Source organism: Pseudarthrobacter sp. IC2-21 (assembly GCF_034048115.1).
GTDB classification, from domain to species: Bacteria; Actinomycetota; Actinomycetes; order Actinomycetales; family Micrococcaceae; genus Arthrobacter; species Arthrobacter naphthalenicus.
The window spans coordinates 2,292,825-2,313,908 of the sequence record NZ_CP139145.1 but is presented as its reverse complement, the minus strand read 5'-3'; the positions used below and the strand labels follow the sequence as shown (position 1 = coordinate 2,313,908).

15 protein-coding genes and 2 pseudogenes are annotated in these 21,084 nt (G+C 66.0%); 7 read left to right on the top strand and 10 right to left on the bottom strand.

Features of this window, described 5'->3' with window-relative positions; genetic code table 11:
* Window positions 1-10: 10 nt before the first annotated feature.
* The 4 genes from SBP01_RS10645 to SBP01_RS10630 all read right to left on the bottom strand — a co-directional run bounded on the left by SBP01_RS10645 (window position 11) and on the right by SBP01_RS10630 (window position 4,190).
* Window positions 11-1,228, bottom strand: coding sequence for a glycosyl hydrolase (locus SBP01_RS10645; protein ID WP_320535760.1), 1,218 nt, complete (start codon window positions 1,226-1,228; stop codon window positions 11-13).
* A gap of 219 nt (window positions 1,229-1,447) precedes the next feature.
* The gene (locus SBP01_RS10640; RefSeq protein WP_320535759.1) at window positions 1,448-2,062 is read right to left on the bottom strand and encodes a dihydrofolate reductase family protein; all 615 of its coding nucleotides are present in this window, start codon (window positions 2,060-2,062) and stop codon (window positions 1,448-1,450) included.
* Between the two features lie 147 nt (window positions 2,063-2,209).
* Window positions 2,210-2,806 (bottom strand): hypothetical protein, encoded by a 597-nt coding sequence (locus tag SBP01_RS10635; RefSeq protein ID WP_275215758.1) that lies wholly within the window; start codon window positions 2,804-2,806, stop codon window positions 2,210-2,212.
* 31 nt (window positions 2,807-2,837) lie between these two features.
* Window positions 2,838-4,190, bottom strand: a complete 1,353-nt coding sequence (locus SBP01_RS10630; protein ID WP_320535758.1) for an alpha/beta hydrolase — start codon at window positions 4,188-4,190, stop codon at window positions 2,838-2,840.
* A 102-nt stretch (window positions 4,191-4,292) separates the two neighbouring features.
* On the opposite strand from SBP01_RS10630, the gene SBP01_RS10625 reads away from it, so the two are divergent.
* Complete coding sequence (locus tag SBP01_RS10625; protein WP_320535757.1) at window positions 4,293-5,246, top strand: GlxA family transcriptional regulator; 954 nt, start codon at window positions 4,293-4,295, stop codon at window positions 5,244-5,246.
* 52 nt (window positions 5,247-5,298) lie between these two features.
* Here SBP01_RS10625 and SBP01_RS10620 read toward each other — a convergent pair whose 3' ends face one another.
* The 3 genes from SBP01_RS10620 to SBP01_RS10610 form a co-directional block, all read right to left on the bottom strand.
* On the bottom strand, window positions 5,299-5,937 hold the full coding sequence (locus SBP01_RS10620) for a TMEM175 family protein (protein WP_320535756.1): 639 nt from the start codon (window positions 5,935-5,937) through the stop codon (window positions 5,299-5,301).
* Entirely contained in the window at window positions 5,918-6,496 is a 579-nt protein-coding gene (locus SBP01_RS10615; protein WP_320535755.1) for a hypothetical protein, read from the bottom strand. Before SBP01_RS10615 ends, SBP01_RS10620 begins: the two co-directional genes overlap by 20 nt.
* A 119-nt stretch (window positions 6,497-6,615) precedes the next feature.
* On the bottom strand, window positions 6,616-7,143 hold the full coding sequence (locus tag SBP01_RS10610; protein ID WP_320535753.1) for a hemerythrin domain-containing protein: 528 nt from the start codon (window positions 7,141-7,143) through the stop codon (window positions 6,616-6,618).
* Between the two features lie 130 nt (window positions 7,144-7,273).
* Here SBP01_RS10610 and SBP01_RS10605 point away from each other — a divergent pair, with 130 nt between their 5' ends.
* Window positions 7,274-8,101: a VOC family protein gene (locus tag SBP01_RS10605; RefSeq protein ID WP_320535752.1), complete on the top strand. Its 828-nt coding sequence runs from the start codon at window positions 7,274-7,276 to the stop codon at window positions 8,099-8,101.
* 213 nt (window positions 8,102-8,314) lie between these two features.
* Here SBP01_RS10605 and SBP01_RS10600 read toward each other — a convergent pair.
* The 3 genes and pseudogenes from SBP01_RS10600 to SBP01_RS10590 form a co-directional block, all read right to left on the bottom strand.
* Window positions 8,315-8,884: pseudogene (locus SBP01_RS10600) on the bottom strand (SDR family oxidoreductase); the annotation flags it as partial.
* 326 nt (window positions 8,885-9,210) lie between these two features.
* The gene (locus SBP01_RS10595; protein WP_320535751.1) at window positions 9,211-10,398 is read right to left on the bottom strand and encodes a TerC family protein; all 1,188 of its coding nucleotides are present in this window, start codon (window positions 10,396-10,398) and stop codon (window positions 9,211-9,213) included.
* A gap of 199 nt (window positions 10,399-10,597) precedes the next feature.
* Entirely contained in the window at window positions 10,598-10,792 is a 195-nt protein-coding gene (locus SBP01_RS10590; protein ID WP_275214153.1) for a three-helix bundle dimerization domain-containing protein, read from the bottom strand.
* A 132-nt stretch (window positions 10,793-10,924) separates the two neighbouring features.
* Here SBP01_RS10590 and SBP01_RS10585 point away from each other — a divergent pair, with 132 nt between their 5' ends.
* The 5 genes and pseudogenes from SBP01_RS10585 to SBP01_RS10565 all read left to right on the top strand — a co-directional run bounded on the left by SBP01_RS10585 (window position 10,925) and on the right by SBP01_RS10565 (window position 21,026).
* Window positions 10,925-11,338, top strand: a complete 414-nt coding sequence (locus SBP01_RS10585; protein ID WP_275214154.1) for a hypothetical protein — start codon at window positions 10,925-10,927, stop codon at window positions 11,336-11,338.
* A 336-nt stretch (window positions 11,339-11,674) separates the two neighbouring features.
* Window positions 11,675-14,926 (top strand): beta-phosphoglucomutase family hydrolase, encoded by a 3,252-nt coding sequence (locus SBP01_RS10580; protein WP_320535750.1) that lies wholly within the window; start codon window positions 11,675-11,677, stop codon window positions 14,924-14,926.
* 35 nt (window positions 14,927-14,961) lie between these two features.
* A pseudogene (locus SBP01_RS10575) lies at window positions 14,962-17,499 on the top strand (cation-translocating P-type ATPase); the annotation flags it as partial.
* A gap of 102 nt (window positions 17,500-17,601) precedes the next feature.
* Entirely contained in the window at window positions 17,602-20,004 is a 2,403-nt protein-coding gene (ppsA, locus tag SBP01_RS10570; RefSeq protein ID WP_320538323.1) for a phosphoenolpyruvate synthase, read from the top strand.
* Window positions 20,001-21,026, top strand: coding sequence for an ATP-dependent 6-phosphofructokinase (locus tag SBP01_RS10565; protein ID WP_320535749.1), 1,026 nt, complete (start codon window positions 20,001-20,003; stop codon window positions 21,024-21,026). The genes ppsA and SBP01_RS10565 overlap by 4 nt, the downstream gene beginning before the upstream one ends.
* Window positions 21,027-21,084: the final 58 nt, after the last annotated feature.

The window sequence follows — 21,084 nt, the reverse complement described above, 5'->3', positions numbered from 1 at the left end:
GGTCCCGCAGCTAGGACGCCCGGCGCGCCGCCAGCCCGGACTTGAAGGCTGCCGCCGAGGCGTCACTGCTGTTAATGCGCCAGTCAGCTTCCTTCTGCATATGGAACCAAACGAAACCCATCACGTCCGGCTGCGCGGCCAGATACGAGATCAGATCCGTGTTCCATGCGGGCTTTGATCCGCCAGCTTCACTGGAGGCTGTCTCGGCGATCAGAATCGGAGTGCCCGGCGCGAGTGACCTCAACTGGGCGATTCCGGGTGCGAACAGATCCTGCGGTGAAATCCAGCCACTCCACGACGCGGACGTACCCCAGTTGTACCCATCCAGCGCGACGACGTCCACGTATCCGGCGCCCGGGAAAAGGCCGGACAAATCGGTGGAACCCCAATAGGGAACATTGGGGCTCCATACCCAGGACACATTGGATGCGCCGGTGGCAGCGACGACGTCGTGCACGTGGCGCCAGGCCTGAACATAGTCGCCCGCCGCGTTGCCATTAACTCCTTCTGCCCAGGGGTACCAGTCGCCGTTCATCTCATGCGCGAAGCGCAACTGCAGCGGATGACCCCAGGCGGCCAGAGCCTGCCCCCACTGGGTGATGCGCGCATCAAAGTCCCCGGCCGTGATCCTGTCGAGCGCATAAGCCGGCTGGTCCAGCCCCCCGCCCCAGGCCCACGGCTCCCACGTCACCAGGGGCACGGCACCACGGGCCCGTGCCGCGTCCATCTCAGCGATGGGCGGTGCCTGGAGAAAATCCTTGTAGAAGAGAATGCTGGACGGGCTTTCGCCGGCAACCCGGGACACATCATCGAGCTCGCCACTGGCCAGGGGCCCGCCGCTGGTGGCGACCCCGAAACGCAGGCCGGCCGTGCTGACGGGCGGAAGCGCCGCCGGTGCGGCCGCGGTCACGGTAAAGACGGAGGAAGCCTGAACGGATGAAGTCTTCGCAGTAATCGTCAGCTTTCCCGTCGCTGCTGCCGGGACGGTGATCGATGTGCTGAACGAACCGTTTGACGCCGTCCGGAAGGCGAACGTCGTCGAGCCTGCGATGACGGTTCCCGAGGTCGAGACCTTGAACCCGGTGCCGCTGACGGTGACAGCGGATCCGGCCGGCCCGGAGGCAGGGCTAAGCAGAACCTGGGCGGTTGCCGGTGCTGCCTGCACCGGCTGTACCCCGGTCAGCGTCAAGCCGGCGCAGACGGCAAGGGCAGCGGTAAGAATTTTCACAAACTTGAACACAGCGATCGGTCCCCGCAATCGTCAAGGCCGCCAATTCAGGACAGCCATCAGCTTGTGCCAGCAGGCACTTCCCTGATCCTAAAGTCCCCCGGATCCTAAAACCTCAAGAATCGCTCAAGAATATTCACGGCCGCAGAACGAATGGCTCTCCAAGGAGACACCCACCGGACAAGGACTTGGGGAACAGGAAGCCGCCGAGAGTATCCCCTAGGCCCCGAGGTTTCGGTCCCTCGCAGGCTCAAAGACGGCGATCAGGACGCCGGCAGCAGTCGTGGTGCTCTCGATAAGTCGCAGCGCGAGGTACGCAGTCTCCGGGAACAGCCGCCGGCCGGTGCCGAGCACCAGCGGGTGGATCATCAGCAAGTACTCGTCGACCAGGTCTGCAGCCATCAAGGCGGCGAGCAGCTCCCCACTGCCCATGATCGCCAGAACGCCGTCGGATTCCGCCTTCAGCCGGCCCACGGCGACGGCGACATCGCCTCGCAGCAGCGTTGAGTTGGGCCACGGGAGCGGTTCGGTGAGCGTGGTCGATGCGACGTACTTGGACGCCTTGTTGAGCAGAGGGCCGAAAGGGCTGTTGGGTTGTTGGTTCCAGTAGCTGAGCAGGTCCTCATAGGTACGTCGTCCGAACAGCCATCCGGCCAAGCCGCCCCCGGCCGCCATCCTTTCGCCCATAGCGTTGGCCTCCGCGTCGCCGGGCGTTGCGGAGCGGCTGGCCCAGCCACCATGGATGAATCCGCCCCGGGTGTCCTCGTCCGGCCTCCCGGGCCCCTGCATCACCCCGTCCAGCGTCACGTGGTTCATCACGACGATTCTTCCCATTGCGGCCTCCTTGACCTGCCGTCGGGAGTTATTCTGGCAGAATCTCCGCGCCCTTGAAATGCCAAAATCAGGGCGGCCACCGAGGATCGGGCGCCCCTTGTCCGGAATGTCCCGGCGCGGGTATCCCGGGCGCCCGCCGGGTGTGGATCAGTCCAGAACGTCTGCCATGTCGTCAAGGACAAGGTAGTCGCCGTCGGCCTGCTGGAACCCGAACGCTTCCCAGTAACGGCGCAGGGCAGCCTTGGCCGCGTCGTGCTCGGGGGTGCCCTCCTCGGGGACCCCTTCGGCGGGGGCGGGGGCGGCCTGCAGGATGACCTGGACGGTTGAACGGCCGATGGTGCCGAGGATCGCCTTCAGGACCGCGTGGCCGAGCTTGTTGCCGCGGAACCTCGGTTCGATCCACAGTGAGGAAACGATCAGCAGGTCCCCGCCCAGGACCATGTCCTCGATAAGGTCCGGGCGCTTGAGGGTGAGCATCTCACCGACGCCGGCCACTTCCGGGTTGCCGGCGTCCAGGGTCAGGAAGAGATCGATGATGCCCGGGTCCGGAACCAGGTACAGGCGGGCTTCTCCGACAGTGACCTCCGTGCCGTCCGCGCCGTCGTCATCCTCGTCCCAGACGGTCCCCTTGGCGGTGACGGACCAGGTCACGGGGTAGTCCTCCGGGTCGTGGTGCACGCCGGGAACACCGCGGAACCGGCAGCTGTAGTCGAACGTCAGATACTCGGGAACAAGGCCGGCCATGGGACTCCTTAGAGAGGGTGCTGGGGCTAGCCTACGGCCTGAGCGGGCCGGCAGTCTGCACGGCGGCGACGACGTCGAGGATGCCGCGGATTGTCGCAGCCGCGCCCTGCTGATCCGTGATCAATGAGGTGTGGGTTGCCCCGTCGATGATCCGGTGCCGGCTGTTCGTCGAGAGTGAGGCAAGGGCTTCCTGCGATGCAGCCCAGCCGGGCTGGCTGCCGGTGCCTGCGGTCAGGACGACCAGCGGTTTATCACTGAAGTTCCTCAGCCCGGCAGCTTGCTGCGCCGACGAGCCTGCGCGAATGTACTCGTCGGCTGTGCCTTTGAGGTGGCCGGGCGTGGCCCCAAGCAACCTTCCCGCCCCGAGACGCCCTGCAATGGAAGCCAGCGCGGAGGCACGTTTCATCGTGTCCTCGGACCCCTGGCTCGTGCCGTGCCCTGATGCCGGGGCGGATGCCGGTGCGGTGGAGTCCACCAGGACCAGCCCGGCCACATCTTCGGGATATCGGGCGGCGAATGCGAGTGCGTAGAGGCCGCCGAAGGAATGTCCAGCCAGCACATACGGTCCCGGGACATTCCCGCGCTCCAGCAACGTGCGGAGGTCAGCGGCTGTCTGCGCACCATCCTGGATGGTTCCTGCCGGATCGCTCCACCCGCGGCCTGCCCGGTCGTAGACACACACCCTGGTCTCGCGAGCAACAGCGGGCGCTATCCAACCAAGGTCAGCGGACATCATTCCGGCCCCCGGTTCGATCACAACGGTGGGATTGCCTGATCCGGTGCAGTTCAGGTACAGGCGGTGACCGCCGACGTCGATCAGCTGCCCCTGCGGCGGAGAAACCGCCTTGCTCGCCGCTTGCTGCAGGGTTTCGAAGCCCGCGCCCACGGAAGACATGACGAGCATTGCGGTCACCAGGTAAAGCAGGACGATTCCGCCCCGGCTACGAAGCTGCCGCCGGGCTTGGAATGCCATCCATACCGCCAGCGCCAGCAGTGCGGGCGGCCCCGCCCAGGTGAACACATCCTGTGCCGGGGCACCGAAAGCCAGCAGAAGGATTCCGCCCAGGCCCATAAAGAGCGCCGGAACCAGAACCCACTTTTGCGGCTGGGAAGTGAACAGGGCCGACAGCACAACCAGCATGACCCATCCGAGCCCAAGGCCCACCAGAATGCCGCCTGCCATCCCGGTTTCGGTGGCGGGTATGAACGGGGCGAAGGCCAGGAGCAGGGCCGCGAGGACGCCCGTGGCCAGTGAGGCGGCCACGAGCCAGCCCGGGTGTTCCCTGGGGGCCGGACCAGCCTCTGGTGGGCGGGCCGCGCCTTTTGCCGGGTGGTCCGGGGGAGTGGGAACCGTCTCTGCCTGCCGTGCCGGAAAGGTTGTCATGCAACCAATCGTGGCACTCGCGCGCACCGAAAATGCATGGCAAAAATGCCCGGTATGGAAAGGATCCTGCCCGGACGGCGGCTTCGTGAGTACAGTGGCCCTATGCACCGAGTCGTCGCGCTGGCGCTGCCGGAGGTGGTCGCGTTCGATCTTGCCATCCCCGCGCAGGTTTTCGGCCATGAGGATGAGCGGGGCCGGTACTCGTTCCGGATCTGTGCGGCCCGGCCCGGCCTGGTGCCGACGACCTCCGGGTTCTCCATCCAGGCGACGAATGGCCTGGAGGAGATCCTGTCTGCGGATACCGTGGTGGTGCCCGGCTACGAACCGCTCAATGATCCGCCCGCCGAGGTCTGCGAGGCACTCCGGCAGGCAGCGGACAACGGAGTCCGTGTTGTGTCCGTATGCACCGGTGCTTTCGCCCTGGCCGCTGCGGGCCTGCTGGATGGCAAACGCGCCACCACCCACTGGAGAAACGCCGAACGCCTCCAAACCCTGTACCCGGAAGTCACCGTCGATGCGGACGTCCTGTACATAGACCACGGCAACGTCAGCACCAGCGCCGGGGTGGCCGCGGGCATTGACCTCTGCCTGCATCTGGTCCGAAAGGACTTTGGAACTGAGGCAGCCAACAGCATTGCCCGGAGGATGGTGGTGGCGCCTCACCGGGAAGGTGGCCAGGTCCAGTTCATGGAGCGTGCAGTCGCCGCGCCGCTGGCCCTCTTCGCGGACACCTGTGCGTGGGCCCGGCGGCACCTTGCCGAGCCGCTCACAGTGGACGGGATGGCTCAACATGCCGGCTGGGCCCCCAGGAGCTTCGCCCGGAAGTTCACGGCCGAAGCAGGAATGACACCTCTGACGTGGCTGAACGATCAGCGCCTGGCGGAAGCATCCCGGCTCCTGGAAACCACCGGCCTGACGGTGCAGGCTGTGGCGGCAAGGACCGGCCTGGGAACAACCGCAAACTTCCGGATGCACTTCGCCCGCAAGTTCAAGACAACGCCGTCAAGCTACCGCCGCCTCTACCAAGGCAGGAACAGGAAGGCGGCTTCAGCCTAGGCATCCCCGCGCCGAGGAAAGCAGCCCGGGTCGAGGCATGCGGGCGGCAGAGCTAACTGCGTTCACCCTGGGCGCGGTTATCCCCGGCCTGGTCAGCAACGCCGTCGTCCTGGTGCGCCCGGGTGACGAAATGCTCAACCCGGCGGTCCGGCACCAGCCAGATCAGCGCCACCACGGTGTAAACGGCGATTCCGAGCAACGGTTGGACAATTCCGGTGGCAATGCCGGCGATGTAGATCAGCGGCGAAGCCTTGCCCTTCCAGTCCCTGCCGACGGCCTGGGCGAGGGCGCCGTCCCTGCCCTGCTGGCGGATCAGTGCCTGTTGCAGGATGTAGTAGGCGATGGAGGCGCAGAGCAGATTGAGGCCGTAGATCAGGACCGGAACCTGCACGAAGGCGGATTCATCCATCCAGCGGGTGCTGAAGGGGAAAAGCGAGAGCCAGAACAACAGGTGCAGGTTGGCCCACAGGATGGCACCGTTGACCCTCCCGGCCAGTTGGATCATGTGGTGGTGGTTGTTCCAGTAAATTCCCACGTAGACGAAACTGAGCAGGTAACTGAGGAACGTGGGCATGACAGCGGCAAATCCATGCCACGTCGGTTCCTCGGGCGTGTGCAGTTCCAGCACCATGATGGTGATAATGATGGCAAGCACGCCATCGCTGAACGCCTCAAGCCGGGTCTTGTTCATGGGGTCCTTCCTTCAAGACGGCACTGTGAACAATGTCCTGGCGGCGCCTGATGAGGGCCATGGAACCGTAAGCTGTGGCAAGGACCACCATGCTGCCCAGCCAGCCGGCCCCCAGGAACAGCTGGCTCATCCTGTCACTGTCCTCAAAAGGCGTCAGGGACTGCCCGGCGACCACTACCCCTCCCGGCGCCTGCCGCGCCACCACCGCCATCCGGAGTCCCGGTTCGGGCTGCCACGTGACGGTGTCGGATCCCAGACTTCTTGCCGTCTCCAGCACGCCCGCAGGAACGACGGGTAGTTCCCCGTGCAGGGCCACTGTGCTGGACGTGGGTTTATTGTCCGTCCCGAAGACCATGACGAAGACTCCGCTATCGGCCGTCAGTTCCAGGGGCGGCACTGCCGTTGGTCCGGACCCCGGCTGCTGGACCCGTACAGCCGCTGCCGCTGCCGGTGCCGCATTGACTGCCCTCCGGCCGAACTGCTGAAGGGTGACATAGATGCTGCCAAAGATGAGCGTGACGATAATGACTGACGCCAGCCACCCGATGATCCGTTGCATGGGACTATCATCCGCCCGAACCGCCGGCCTGCCCATGCACGCCCGGCGGACCGCCTGGCGGAACCGGCAGGTCAATGAACCGGGCCAGTCACTGACGCATAACGACGGCGGCCCGCAAGTTAACCAGGGCGGTGGCCCGCGCCGTGCGCCTCCGGGTGGTGGCCGGCAGTTCCGCCGACCAACTCATGCAACCCCTCCACTGCCTCGGCTAGGGACATGTCCGGGGAAGCGGCAATAAAAGGCATCAGGAGGCCGTTTTCCTTCTCCAGATGCAGCGCAAACAAACGCTGGATGATGGCGCCCGCCACTGCCGCAGCAAGGCCGGTGGACGTCCGCAGTTCCTCCACAAGACTGACGATCACCCGGTGCTCGGCCAGCATCCCCTCGACCAGCAGCCTCCCCTCCGGGGTGGCGCGCGGCCCGCCGTACAAGGGACCTTCTTCGGCCAAGGCATGCGGAACAAGCTCGTTCTCACACCAATCCAAGAGCTTCGCGCGGGCAACGCCCTCGGTAGCGGCATCGCTGGCCTCAACGGCCGCCATCAGCGCAGCTACCAGCCCGGTGAGCTGCTTCAGCATCGCAGCATGATGGCGCTCGACTGCCTGGAGCGCGTGTGCTTCGGCGGCCTCGTCCTTGCTTTCTTCCATGGTCCCTGACTCCTGACTCCTGCGCGTTCCTCAACTGTGCGCCGCCGCCCAGACCGACGGGAGAGTCATTAGTCCCTCCCGCCCGGGGTGCCGGGCTCGCTAGGCTTTTCGCCATGGACGGGAGCCAGTCATGACCGCACGGACCTACCCGCACGGTGTCCCCTGTTGGATCGATACCGAGCAGCCCGACGTCGAGGCCGCCGTCGAGTTCTACAGTGGACTTTTCGGCTGGGCCTTCCGGGACGTCATGCCGCCGGGAGCCCCCGGGCGCTACCTGATCGGCACACTCGACGGCCAGGACGTCTGCGGGATGGGCGGCGCCCAGGGGGCTGCCGCAAGGTGGAATACCTACGTGTCCGTTGACGATGCGGATGCGGCAGTGATGCGGTTAGCCGACGCCGGCGCCAGGGTGAGCGCGGCGGCCGCCGATGCGGGGGAGGGCGGCCGAAGTGCGGCGCTGATCGATCCCGGCGGCGCCGAGTTCCGCATTTGGCAAGCCAGGCTGCGTCTGGGGGCACAAGTTGTCAACCAGCCAGGCAGCTGGAATTTCAGCGATCTGCACACCCCGGACCCGGACGGAGCGGTTGCCTTCTATGAGCAGGCTTTCGGTTGGGAAGTGGACAACCTCGGCTTCGGGCTGATGATCCGCAGGCCCGGCTATGGGGATCATTTGGAGGCCACAGCTGATCCGGACATCCGGGCACGGCAGTCAGGGCTGGACGCCCCGCCCGGCTTCGAGGACGCAATCGCCTGGATCGCGGGTGTTGCCCCCGGCGAACCGCCGCACTGGCACGTCTCTTTCACCGTAGCCGACCGCGACCGGACGGTGGTTGAAGCCGAACTCCTCGGCGCCACCGTTGTGGGCCAGAGCGACAATGAATGGACGCGGACGGCACTGATCCGGGATCCTCAAGGCGCGGAGTTCACTGCCAGCCAGTTCACGCCGCCGTCGGAATAACTGATCCCGCACAACGGCACGCCCCGGCAGCCCGGCAGTGGCGGACTCCCCGATCGCCCGGTCAGTCCTTGCCCTGGGTGCCAAGTACGGTGATGTCCAGCGCGTTACCAGGGTCCGGGTGGTGAGGGACCGGAACTCGGCGGCGTCCGAGGTGACGAGGTCCAGGAGCGGGCGCGCGGCGTCGTCGGGTGTCTGCCCCCATAGGCCGACGACGACCTGCAGGCCGCCCAGGCGGTCCTCATAGCCGGGCTGGGACGTGACCCGCCCGAGCAGGTCCGTCATCACCAGGCCAAGGTTCATGCCGTGTACCCGCACCCCGGTGCCCCGGGTTTCACGCCGCAGCGTCTCGGTGAACTGGCGGACCCACCGTTTGCTGGACGCGTAAGCATTCTGCAGCGCCACCGGCCCGTGGTCGCCCTGGCCATAAACGTTAACGAGGTCGCCGTGGCCTTGGTCGAGGAACACCGGCAACGCCACCCGTGAGCCGTGGAAGGTGCCGAGGATGTTGGTGCGCACCACTCGTGCGAAGTCATCGGCCGGGGTGCCGGCCGTGGGCCCGAAGACACCGGAGGTTCCGGCGTTGTTGACCCAGATGTCGAGTGTCCCGCGGTTCCTGGCCTCGTCACGCAGATCCTCGACGTCGGCCAGGTCACCGACGTCGCAGCGACGTCCGGACACCGCGATCCCCTCCGCATCCAACCGCTCGACGGCGGCCGCGACGCCGGCCTCCGACCTGGCCGCCAAAACCACCGTTGCACCCTGCCGCCCCAGAAGCCGCGCCATCGCAAACCCCAGACCGCGGCTGGAGCCGGTCACCACTGCCACTCGTCCATGGAGGTCATTTCTCTTCGAACCCATGCCTCTCTCATACGCGCCGCGGCGTGGGAGGGCAAGAGCCGGCCAGGTCGGGGTGCTGAAGTCCTTTTCCGCGCCCCTGTCAGTGCTGCCGGCAGGGGCGTAAAATCGCCCCTGCCGGCCCTGTCCGCGGGATCAATCCGCCCGGCCGGCGGATGCTTACAATGTCAGGCCGAACCTGCCGGTGGAGGTCAACCCGGAGAAACACGAGTTGGTGAACCTGGTGACGGGCTAGGCCTCCACCGGCGGAAAGGTCACCGCGCCAGGTACAGGGCGTGTTGCCGGTGCGCTTCGGCCACCTCGGCGCGGATGGCTTCCACGTCCTTGGCTTTGTTGCGGTACTTCGGGTCCATCTCCTCGATCTGCCGAACTTCGTTCAGCAGGGCGTTGTAAATACGTTCGCGCTCGGCGGGATCCGCAGTGTAGCCGAGGTCCAGGTAGCTGACAGCGTGCCGGCGCGCGTTGTTGATGGCGGTCTGCGCCTTGCCTGCCTTGCTCAGCAGCGATGCCACCACCGTGATGACCAGCGTGCCGATGATGACCGTCAGGGAAAGGCCGGTGGTGATTTCAAAGACCGGGACCGGCTGGCCGTCGTTGATGAACGGGAGGTTGTTCTCGTGCAGGGCGTGCAGGATGAGTTTGACGCCGATGAAGGCCAGGATCGCTGCCAGTCCGTAGGAGAGGTAGATCAACCGGTCCAGCAGTCCGTCAATCAGGAAGTACAGCTGGCGCAGGCCCATCAGCGAGTAGGCCGTTGCGGTGAAGACAATGTAGACGTTCTGGGTCAGGCCGAAGATCGCCGGGATCGAATCGAGGGCAAACAGGATGTCCGTGCCGCCGATGGCCACCATGACCAGCAGCATGGGAGTCAGGACCTTTTTGCCGTTCTCCATGGTGAAGAGCTTGTCGCCGTCGTAATGATCGGTGGTGTGGAAGAACTTGCGGGCCAGGCGGATGATGAAGTTGTCCGCCTCGCTGCCGTGCTCGGCATCGGGTTTGAGCAGGTTCCCGGCCGTGAGCAGCAGGATCAGGCCGAACGCGTAGAAGACCCAGGCGAAGGAGTTGATCAGCGCGGCGCCGAGGAAAATGAATCCGGTGCGGGCAATGAGCGAGAACACAATGCCGAACAGCAGCACCTTCTGCTGATCTTCCCGGGGAACACGGAAGCTGGCAATGATGATCAGGAAGACAAACAGGTTGTCCACCGAGAGCGCCTTCTCGGTGATGTACCCGGCGAAATACTCCGAGCCCATGGCCGGGCCGCCGAAGACCAGGACCAGGATGCCGAAGACCAGGGCGATTCCTACATAGAGGCCGGACCAGATGGCCGCTTCCTTGAGCGTGGGAACGTGGGCTTTCCGGATGTGGAAGAAGTAATCAAAGGCCAGGAGGGCCAGAATGACCACAATGGTAATGCCCCAGACCAGGGGAGAAACAGTCAACGTGTGCCCGCTTTCGTAAGGTGGGTAGCAAAGAGCCGGGTAAGTCTCTCCGCCCGCCGTCCGGCTGGCCGTTGCACCCGGCCAGGCATCTGTGCCTGACGTGTTGACGTATGCAACGCTTCGGAATACTCCCTTACGTACCTAATACTCTAACCGGGATGACCGCCGAAAACGAACCGGCAAAGGTCTGCCCGGGGCCTTAAGAATTCGCGAGGCGCAGCTTGGCGGCCCGTTCGACCAGGACCGGAACGTAGTCCCGGATCGGACCGTCGTCGAGCAATTCGTGCTCTTCGGCAACGATTTGCTCTATAGCCGACCGCTCCTTTTCGGGGAAGCGTTCGGTCAGACGATCCATAACTTCCATGAGCGCCCGGGCTTCAGGTTCGTTGGTCATTCCCAAAGTTTCGACCCCGGCACGCAGGCCAGTCAACAGCTTTTTATGATCCACGTGGTGACCGCCCTGCCGGTGACCCTGCTGCTTGGGATCCGTCTGGGCTGGCATCCCCGGGGCCGCTAGGCTCGCCTTGTGACGAGTTCGCAGAATGGCAACGAACGCTATGTGGTCCGGCCCTGGTGGAGGGGACGGTCGCTCCCGTGGGCAGCTCTGGTTGTTGGCGCCATCATCGTCACAGTCATTGCCCTCGAGCGGACAACGTTTTTCGCCTACGCTACGACGCCGGAGTTCATCGAGCGGCTGCGCGTGGGGCGGCTGGTGATGCTGGCCGGGGCTGTGATGTCCCTCGCCGCAGCCATTTGGTCGCAGGTGCGTGGAAATCCCCTGTGGGTGACGGTCTGCGTGGCCTCGCCGGCAGTCCTGGTGGGCATGGCGATCATGATCATGACGGTACCGTCCGTGACCCCTCAGATCGCCGGCCTTATCGCTTTGCCGGCAGCGCTCGCGGGACTCATCGGCGGCCTGTTCACCCGCACCCGGGGCTGATCCTGAACCTGGCGGGCCGCGTCACGTTGATGAGGGGGCCGGCGGTGGCTGGGGGCGGTGCGTACGGTCTCGGTACGCATCACACACCGCCGACCCCGTTCATCACAGTAGGCACTGGCGTGGAGGGACACACGAGTAGCGGCTACCTGCTTCGCGGGGTCCTGGCTACCCGTTCGTAGGACCAAAGCCTCTGCCGGGACCGGGGGCCGCGTGTTTGAGTGGGCACGGGTACCGCGGCCAGCCGCCCCTTTTCCTGCCAGCGGAGGCAAGCACGGCCGCTTCCATCGCGTCTTCGGGAAGGTCAAGGGGCTGTGATCACTAAGCGTCGATTTTACCGTGGCGGCCCGCACCGGCGGCCGGACAAGCCGGGACCGCCCGCTGCCCGAAGCGGGCTCTGAGTGGCGCGCCATGGCTGAATCACCCACGGCGTCAGCGGCGTTGTCACCATTTGATGCAGTGATTTTCGATCTGGACGGGGTGGTAACGGACACGGCAACCGTGCATGAGGCGGCCTGGAAACAACTCTTCGATCAGCTGCTGGCCGATCCGCGGCTGACGGGGAAGCCGGGAAAAAGGTCATTCACCGCGGCCGACTACCTGGACTACGTTGACGGCAAACCGCGTGAAGACGGCGTCCGGTCCTTCCTGGCCTCCCGCGGAATCATCCTGCCGGACGGCAAACCGGGGGATGCGCCGGGAGAGCTGACGGTTTATGGCCTCGCCAGGCAAAAGGACCGGATCTTCAAAGAACTGCTGGGACGCGATGGTGTCCGCACGTTCCCGGGAACACTGGCCCTGATCGAAAGGCTGCGCGCCGCCCAGATACCTGTGGCCGTGGCAACATCGAGCCGGAACGCGTCCGCCGTGCTGGCGGCTGCTGGCCTGTCCGGCACTTTCGACCTCGTGATGGGCGGGGTCATCGCCGCCGAGCTGGGGCTTCCCGGCAAGCCCGATCCCGCAGTGCTCCTTGAGATCGTGCACCGTTTGGGCGTCCCGCCGGCCCGCGCCGTGGTGATTGAGGACGCCGTCGCCGGGGTGGAGGCCGCCCGGCGCGGCGGCTTCGGCCTGGTGGTCGGCATCGACCGGGCCGACAGGCGGGCCGACCTTGAAGCGGCGGGAGCCGACGTTGTGCTGACGGACGTGGGGCAACTGGACCTCGGACGGGTCCTCACCGATCCGTGGCGCCTCATTTACGAAGGCTACGACCCCGCCCATGAGGGTCACCGGGAAGCGCTGACCACCCTGGGGAACGGCTACCTGGCCGTCCGCGGCGCCGCTCCCGAGAGCAGGATGAACGAAATCCACTACCCCGGCACCTACCTGGCGGGGGTCTACAACAGACTGGTAAGCAACGTCCAGGGCCAGGACGTGGAGGACGAGCACATGGTCAATGCCCCCAACTGGCTGGTGGTGGACGTCCGGCTGGAGGGTTCGGACTGGTGGTCCAGGGGCGGCCTGAAGGTCCTGAGGGAACGGCGGGTCCTGGACATGCGCCGGGCCACCCTGGAACGGGACGTTCTGCTGGAAACACAGGACGGGCGGCGGCTGGCGGTGAACCAGCGCAGGTTCGTCTCCATGGCTCAGCCGCATCTCATGGCCCTGAACACCACAGTGACGGCGGTGGGGTGGAGCGGCGCGGTGGAGATCCGCAGCGGAGTGGACTGTGGAGTCACCAATGAGAACGTCCCGGAAGACGCGCTCCTGTCCCACCACCACCTGGTCCGGCTGGGTGCTCCAGACCCGGCTGAGCCGGTTCAGGTTGTGGAAGTGGAAACGAGCCAAAGCCACATCCGCATCGCCACCGCTGTGCGCACCGAAATCTCCGGGAAGAACGACGACGGCGCGCCGGGGGAGGAGGAAGGGCTCTCCTTCCGGGCGTGGCGCCTTGAGCTGGCTGACGCGGCACCCGTGGTGATCACGCGGACGGCGGCAGTGGTCACGTCCCGTGACCACGCGATCTCCTCGCCGGCCGTGGCTGCCCGGTCCGTGCTAAGGACAGCCAGCCCCGACTTCGAGCAGTTGCTCTCCGAACACGAGGCCGTCTGGGGCAGGCTCCTGGCCCTGTTCGCCATCGAGATTGACGGCAGCCCCGAGGTGCAGCTCATCGTGAACCTTCATGTTTTCCATTTGCTGCAGACGCTCAGCCCGCACACTGCCGAGCAGGACGCAGGCGTGCCCGCGCGCGGGCTCCACGGGGAGGGCTACCGTGGCCACGTGTTCTGGGACGAACTGTTCGTCCTCCCCCTCCTCACCTCCAGGATGCCTTTCGTGGCGCGTTCCGTGATCAACTACCGCTGGCGCAGGCTTCCAGCCGCCAGAGAGGCGGCTGCGACGGCAGGGCTGCGCGGCGCGCTCTTCCCCTGGCAGAGCGGCAGTGACGGAAGGGAGGAGACTCCGCTCTGGCTCTTCAACCGGCGCTCCGGCCGGTGGGTACCGGACTACTCACATCTTCAGCGGCATGCCGGCCTCGCCGTCGCCTTCAACGCGTGGCAGTACTTTCTGGCCACCCAGGACAGGGAATGGCTCCTGCGCCACGGCGCCGAGCTGATAGTGGACGTGGCACGCCTGATGACTTCCATGGCCGAACACGACCGGGAGGAGGACCGGTTCCATCTTCGCGGAATCATGGGGCCGGATGAATATCACACAGGCCATCCGGACAAAGACGGTGCCGGCCTGGACGACAACGCCTACACAAACGTGCTGGCCGCGTGGGTCTGTGCCCAGGCCTGCGCCATCATGACAACGCTGCAGGGCCACGACCTCGAGGAGCTCCAGGGACGCCTGGCCGTTGGCCCCTCGGAAGTAGCACGGTGGAAGCACCTCAGCCAACGGATGTTCGTACCGTTCCACGACGGCATCATCAGCCAGTTTGCCGGGTACGAACAACTGCAGGAACTGGACTGGGACCGCTACCGCACCGTCTACACAAACATCGAGCGCCTGGACCTGATCCTGGAAGCGGAGGGGGACAGCACCAACCGGTACCGCCTGGCCAAGCAGGCCGATGTGCTGATGCTGCTCTACGTCCTGGGCGAAAAGGAACTGACGCGGTTTTTGGCCGGTCTGGGCTACGACATCTCCGCCGCCCAGATTGAAGCAACCGTCGATTACTACCTCGCCCGCACAGCGCACGGCTCCACCCTCAGCCGGGTGGCGCACGCCTCCGTCCTGGCGGCAAAGGATCCGGAGCGGGCCTGGAATACCTTCCGTGAAGCCCTGAGCGCAGACCTTGATGACACCCAGGGCGGCACCACCCGCACAGGGATACATCTCGGCGCGATGGCAGGAACCATCGACGTGGTGCAGCGAAGCTTCGCCGGCCTCAGGTTCACCGGCGAAGGACTCCTCTTCGCACCGAAGATGCCCCAGGGGATCAGGTCAGTGTCGTTCCAAGTCCGCTACCGGGACCATCTGCTCGCAGTCCACCTGGAACACGGCCTGCTAACCCTGGCGGCGGCCCCCGGAGATGCGCCCGCCATCTGGCTGCAGGTCGGCTCCGAACGCACCCTCATCCGTGCCGGCCAGACCCGGCAATTCACCCTTTCCCCCAAACCAGCGCTTAACCACGCGGGGAACACGGAGTAGCAGTGGCACCACGCGAGGGGCCGCCGCAATCCGGGCTGGAGGCGACCGGGTTGAGCTCCGGGCGTGCCGCGGCGTTGCTGCGGGAATCGGGACCCAACGTACTTCCCGAAGCGAAGCCCGTGCCGCAGTGGCGCAAACTCCTCGGTGAGCTGACGCATTTTTTTGCCCTGATGCTCTGGTGCGCCTCGGTGCTGGCGTTCGTCGGAGGAATGCCGGAATTGGGCGTTGCCATCATCGTGGTGGTGCTGGTCAACGGAATCTTCGCCCACATCCAGCAGGAACGCGCACAGCACGCGGCCGAAAAACTCCGCGGGCTGCTGCCGGCCGAGGTCTCCGTCCGCCGGGACGGCCAGACCCGCAGGATTGCCGCCAGCGAACTGGTCCCGGGTGACGCCGTCATTCTGACAGCGGGTGACAGGGTGCCGGCCGACGTCGTCCTGGTTCTTGGTTCCGGCTGCGCCGTGGACGAGTCCCTGCTGACAGGGGAAAGCGAAGCGGTGCAGAAGGGCAGCGGCGAGCCTGCCTGGGGCGGGACGTTCCTTGTCAACGGCGCGGCGGAAGCGGTTGTGACCCACACCGGCGCAAACACGAGGCTGGCCGGAATCGCCAAGCTGACCAGCGGCACCGTCTCGCCCCCAACGCCCCTGGCGCGTGAACTCCGCCGGATCGTCCGGCTCATAGCCGGGGTTGCACTGGCCGTCGCCGGGGTTTTCTTCCTGGTGTCGTTGCTGGTGGGCATCCCGTGGAGTGCCGCCTTCCTCTTCGCCATCGGAGTGGCGGTTGCCCTGGTTCCGGAGGGGCTGCTGCCAACTGTCACGCTGTCCCTCGCCATGGGTGCGCAGCGGATGGCGGCCCGGAACGCGCTGGTCCGCAACCTGGAGGCGGTGGAAACCCTGGGGTCCACCACGTTCATCTGTACTGACAAGACAGGAACCCTGACGCAGAACCGGATGAACGCCGTCGAAGTCTTCACCGCTGAGGGCCGGGTGAAGGTGGCCGGGGAGGGATACCTGCCGGTTGCCCGGATCGAGGGGCAGGCGGTGGGCGCAGCAACCCGCACGGCGCTCGCAGCACGTGCAGCCTCCCAGGGCCGGGCCGTTCAACACGGCGATGAGTGGCGAGCGGACGGCGACCCCATGGAAGCCGCCCTTGATGTCCTGGCCCGCCGCCTTTCCGGGACAACGCCTGAGAATGCCAGGCCGGCGCGAAGGTTCGCCTTCGACCCCCGGCGCCGTCGCGAATCTGTCATCGCCGGCACCACGCTCTTCGTCAAGGGGGCGCCCGAATCGGTCATTCCGCTCTGCAACGGGTCCACGAACGCGGCGGCGGAAGAAGTGGAGGCGATGGCGTCACGGGGACTGCGGGTGATGGCAGTGGCCAGCCGCGAACTTCCCGGCCGCGCCGGGGACTGGCTGGAGTGCCCGGCGGAGGAAGCCGAAAGGGACCTTCACCTGCTGGGGCTGATCGCCCTCCATGACCCGCCCCGGCAGGGAGTGGACGAGGTGATCCGGACCGCGCGGGAAGCCGGCATCCGGATAGGCATGATCACGGGGGACCATCCGGCAACGGCGGCCGCCATCGCGCGGGAAATTGGACTGCTGGGAACACCCGAACTGATTCTGGAGGGAGCAGAACTGCCGGAGGACGAACAGATCCTGGGTGCCCTGCTGGACCGGGACGGCATCGTGGTCAGCAGGGTCTCCCCGGAACAGAAGCTTCGGGTGGCCAGAGCACTGCAGAGCCGGGGTCACGTCGTGGCCATGACCGGTGACGGCGTTAACGACGGCCCGGCGCTCCAGGAAGCCGACATCGGGGTGGCGATGGGGCTCAGCGGAACGGACGTGGCCCGCGAAGCCTCCGATCTGGTTCTTCTGGATGACCACTTCGGGACCATCGTGGCAGCAATTGAACAGGGACGCGCCACCTACGCCAACATCCACCGGTTCCTGACCTATCACCTGACCGACAACGTTGCCGAGCTGACCCCCTTCATCATCTGGGCACTCTCCGGCGGCCAGTTTCCGCTCGCCCTGGGCGTTCTTCAGATCCTCGCCCTGGACATCGGTACCGATTTGCTGCCGGCACTTGCCCTCGGCGGTGAACCGCCGGGGAAGGGAGTGCTGAAGCGGCCGCCGGAGCGGCGCCACCTGATGGACCGCCGGCTGATGTTCCGGGTGTTCTGCGTGCTGGGGCCGGTGGAAGCCCTGGTGTCCATGACGGGATTCTCCGTGGTGCTGTTCAGCGGCGGCTGGATGCGCGGGGGCCCGCACGATCCGGGGCTGCTGATGGCGGCATCCGGGGCGGCCTTCACCGCTGTGGTGCTTGGCCAGCTGGCGAATGCGTTCGCGTGCCGCAGCGCTACCCGGCCGCCCTGGAAACAGGGCTGGCTGACGAACCGGCTGCTGCTTTGGGCGGTACTGGCCGAACTCGCTGCTTTGGCGGTGTGCCTCTACGTCGGTCCCGTCGCGGCCGCCCTGGGTCAGCTGCCCCCGCCGCCCGTCGGATTCGCCATGGCCGCCCTGGCGGTCCCTGCGGTGCTGGCAGCGGACTGGCTGCACAAGAAGCTGCGGCGGCCTGTGGGTAGCGGCGCCCGGATATCTCCGCCGGTTCCCCGCCAGGGGTCCGCAGGACCAAAGACTCTGATGCTGGAGCATCTGTCCCGTAAGGATCAAACCATGGCTGATACGACGGCGATAACTGGCGTTCATGTGATGTGGTTCGATGAAGTGGGGATGGGCGACGTGCCGGCCGTAGGCGGCAAAAACGCGTCGCTGGGTGAACTGACCCGCTCCCTGCTGAGTTCCGGCGTCCGGGTTCCGGAGGGCTTCGCCACCACCGCCGCAGCGTACCGTGCCTTTGTGGCCGCGAACGGCCTCGAGGGGCAAATACGCACCTCGATTGAGAACTACCGTGCGGGCCGCGCAACCCTGCGGGAGGCGGGGGAGGCCATCCGGGAGCTCATTCTCGAAGGCCAGTTCCCGCCCGACATCGCCGCCACCATCCGGGAACACTACAGGGCACTGTGCGAACGCACCGGCCAGGCCAGGGCGTCGGTGGCTGTGCGCAGCAGCGCCACCGCCGAGGACCTTCCGGACGCGAGTTTCGCCGGCCAACAGGAAACATTCCTGAACATTTCCGGGGAACGGGAGCTCCTGGAAGCCTGCAGGCGCTGCTACGCCTCCCTGTTTACTGACCGGGCCATCTCGTACCGGGAAATCAAGGGGTTCGACCACCTGGAGGTGGCACTGTCCGTCGGGGTGCAGCGGATGGTGCGCTCAGACATTGGCGCGTCCGGGGTGATGTTTTCGATCGACACAGAGTCCGGGTTCCCCCGCAGTGTCCTGATCAGTGCTGCGTGGGGACTGGGCGAAACAGTGGTTCAGGGAAGCATCAATCCGGACAAGTACCAGGTGTTCAAGCCGTTGCTGGCTGATCCGGAACTGACGCCGATCATCGAAAAGACCATGGGAGCCAAGGAACGCAAGATGGTCTACAGCCGCGGCGGCCATGCGCGGACCAGGACGGTGGATACCTCGGACCAGGAACGCCGGTCCTTCGTCCTGACCGATGCCGAGACGGTGCGGCTGGCCCGCTGGGCTGTGGCGGTGGAGGACCACTACGGCCGTCCGATGGACATGGAGTGGGCCAAGGACGGCGCCACCGGGGAACTGTTTATGGTCCAGGCCCGGCCCGAAACTGTCCAGGCGAGGCGCAGCGGCTCAGTGTTCAGCGTCTACCACCTTCGCGAGTCGGGGCGGCTGCTGGCGGAAGGCGCGGCGATCGGCGGATCGATCGCGCACGGCCTCGCCTGCGTGGTGCGGGACGCCAAAGACATCGATGATTTCCGGGACGGCTCCATCCTGGTCACCCGCATGACCGACCCTGACTGGGTTCCCATCATGCAGCGGGCCGCCGGCATTGTTACTGACCACGGCGGCCCCACCAGCCACGCCGCCATCGTCAGCAGGGAACTGGGTGTCCCCGCCGTCGTCGGCACCGGGAACGGCACCTCGGTGCTCGAGAACGGCCAACCCATCACGCTTTCCTGCGCCGGGGGAGAGGATGGGCAGGTCTACGCCGGCACCCTGGCGTTCGACGTGGAGCAGGTTGACCTGGGGGCGCTGCCGGAGACGCGGACTGCTGTGATGGTCAACATCGCCAGTCCCTCAGCCGCCTTCCAATGGTGGCGCCTGCCGGCGGCGGGCGTGGGCTTGGCGAGGATGGAATTTATCATCAGTAACCTCATCCGGATCCATCCCATGGCCCTGGTCCACCCGGAACGGGTACGGGATCCCGGCGAGGCCGGGCGCATCAGGGAGATCACGCACGGCTATCCGGACCTGCAGGAGTACTTCGTTGATGTGCTGGCAACGGGCATCGGAAAAATTGCCGCGCCCTATCACCCGAACCCGGTGATTGTCAGGCTCAGCGACTTCAAGAGCAACGAGTACGGCCACCTGATTGGCGGCGGCTCCTTCGAAGTTGCCGAGGAGAACCCTATGCTGGGCTTTCGCGGGGCCTCGCGCTACTACAACGAGCGCTACCGCGAAGGGTTCGCCCTGGAGTGCCGCGCGCTGAAGCGGGTGCGGGAGGACCTCGGGTTTACGAACGTCATCATTATGGTCCCGTTCTGCCGGACACCCCACGAGGCCGGCCTGGTGATCAAGGAGATGGCGGCAAACGGCCTGGTCCGCGGCGAGCAAGGCCTGAAGGTGTACATGATGTGCGAGATTCCCTCCAACGTCATCCTTGCCTCGGAGTTCGCCGGCCTCTTTGACGGTTTCTCCATCGGATCCAATGACCTGACCCAGCTTGTCCTCGGGGTGGACCGGGACTCAGAGCAGCTGGCGGGACTGTTCGATGAGAGGGACGAAGCCGTGACATCGATGATCGGCCAGGTCATCGACCGGGCTCACGCGGCCGGTATCAAGGTGGGGATCTGCGGGCAGGGTCCGAGCAACCACGCCGATTTCGCGGAGTTCCTGGTGAGGGCCGGCATCGATTCGATTTCGCTCAACCCGGACACTTTCCTCAAAACCGTCCCGGTGATCGCGGCCGCAGAGAAATCCGCTTCGTGACCCGCCTGGGCATTCTGACCAGCGGTGGGGACTGTCCCGGAATCAACGCCGTGATCCGTGGCGCCGTCCTGCGGGGAGTCATTACCTACGGCTACGAGTTCGTCGGGTTCCGCGACGGCTGGCGCGGGGTGCTTGACCGGGATTTTGTCCCGCTGCCCCGCCATGCTGTGCGGGGGTTGTCCCGCCTGGGCGGAACCGTGCTCGGCACGTCGCGGACCAACCCGCTCAGGGATGGCAGCCCGGAAACGTTGCGCCGGAGCCTTGAAGAACTGGGTGTGGACGGCCTGGTGGCCATCGGGGGAGAAGGGACGCTGGCGGCGGCGCGGGAACTCTCCGACGCGGGGATCAACGTTGTGGGCGTTCCTAAAACCATTGACAACGACCTTGACGCCACCGACGTCACGTTTGGGTTCGACACGGCGGTCCAGACAGCCACCGAGGCGATCGACCGGCTGCGGACCACCGGCGAGTCACATCACCGGTGCATGATAGCTGAGGTGATGGGCCGGAACGCCGGCTGGATTGCGCTGCACGCGGGGATGGCGTCAGGCGCCCACGCCATCCTCATCCCGGAGCAGAGAGTCACCTTGGAGCAGGTCGCCCGGTGGGTGCAGTCCGCCTACCACCGCGGGCGGGCCCCACTGGTGGTGGTTGCCGAGGCGTTCGTCCCTGCGGGCCGCGAAGCGCCCTATTCGCCGCGCGGGCTTGATACTTTCGGCCGGCCCCGGCTGGGCGGGATCGGAGTTTTGCTGGAACAGGAACTGCAGCACATGACGGGGATTGAGACCAGGGCCACCGTCCTGGGGCACATCCAGCGCGGTGGCGCCCCGACTGCCGCAGACAGGGTGCTTGCGACGAGGTTGGGAATGGCGGCCACGGCGTCGGCGGCGGAGGGCCGCTGGGGGACAATGGTCTCCCTGCGCGGCACCAACATTGTCAATGTGGGCTTCGAAGCCGCCCTTGGCCGGCTCAAAACCGTGCCAGAGGACCGCTACCTGGAGGCAGCGGTCCTCTTCGGTTGAGCACGGATCGGTTGAGCACGGGGTGGGCGCGGTTCGTGGTTCGTGGTTCAGCGGGCCC

What these genes read in the sequence shown, in the direction of transcription:
- SBP01_RS10640 (WP_320535759.1), bottom strand. Translation starts at nt 2,062, where the DNA reads ATGGGAAGAATCGTCGTGATGAACCACGTGACGCTGGACGGGGTGATG.
- SBP01_RS10635 (WP_275215758.1), bottom strand. Translation starts at nt 2,806, where the DNA reads ATGGCCGGCCTTGTTCCCGAGTATCTGACGTTCGACTACAGCTGCCGG.
- SBP01_RS10630 (WP_320535758.1), bottom strand. Translation starts at nt 4,190, where the DNA reads ATGACAACCTTTCCGGCACGGCAGGCAGAGACGGTTCCCACTCCCCCG.
- SBP01_RS10625 (WP_320535757.1), top strand. Translation starts at nt 4,293, where the DNA reads ATGCACCGAGTCGTCGCGCTGGCGCTGCCGGAGGTGGTCGCGTTCGAT.
- SBP01_RS10620 (WP_320535756.1), bottom strand. Translation starts at nt 5,937, where the DNA reads ATGAACAAGACCCGGCTTGAGGCGTTCAGCGATGGCGTGCTTGCCATC.
- SBP01_RS10615 (WP_320535755.1), bottom strand. Translation starts at nt 6,496, where the DNA reads ATGCAACGGATCATCGGGTGGCTGGCGTCAGTCATTATCGTCACGCTC.
- SBP01_RS10610 (WP_320535753.1), bottom strand. Translation starts at nt 7,143, where the DNA reads ATGGAAGAAAGCAAGGACGAGGCCGCCGAAGCACACGCGCTCCAGGCA.
- SBP01_RS10605 (WP_320535752.1), top strand. Translation starts at nt 7,274, where the DNA reads ATGACCGCACGGACCTACCCGCACGGTGTCCCCTGTTGGATCGATACC.
- SBP01_RS10590 (WP_275214153.1), bottom strand. Translation starts at nt 10,792, where the DNA reads ATGACCAACGAACCTGAAGCCCGGGCGCTCATGGAAGTTATGGATCGT.
- ppsA (WP_320538323.1), top strand. Translation starts at nt 17,602, where the DNA reads ATGGCTGATACGACGGCGATAACTGGCGTTCATGTGATGTGGTTCGAT.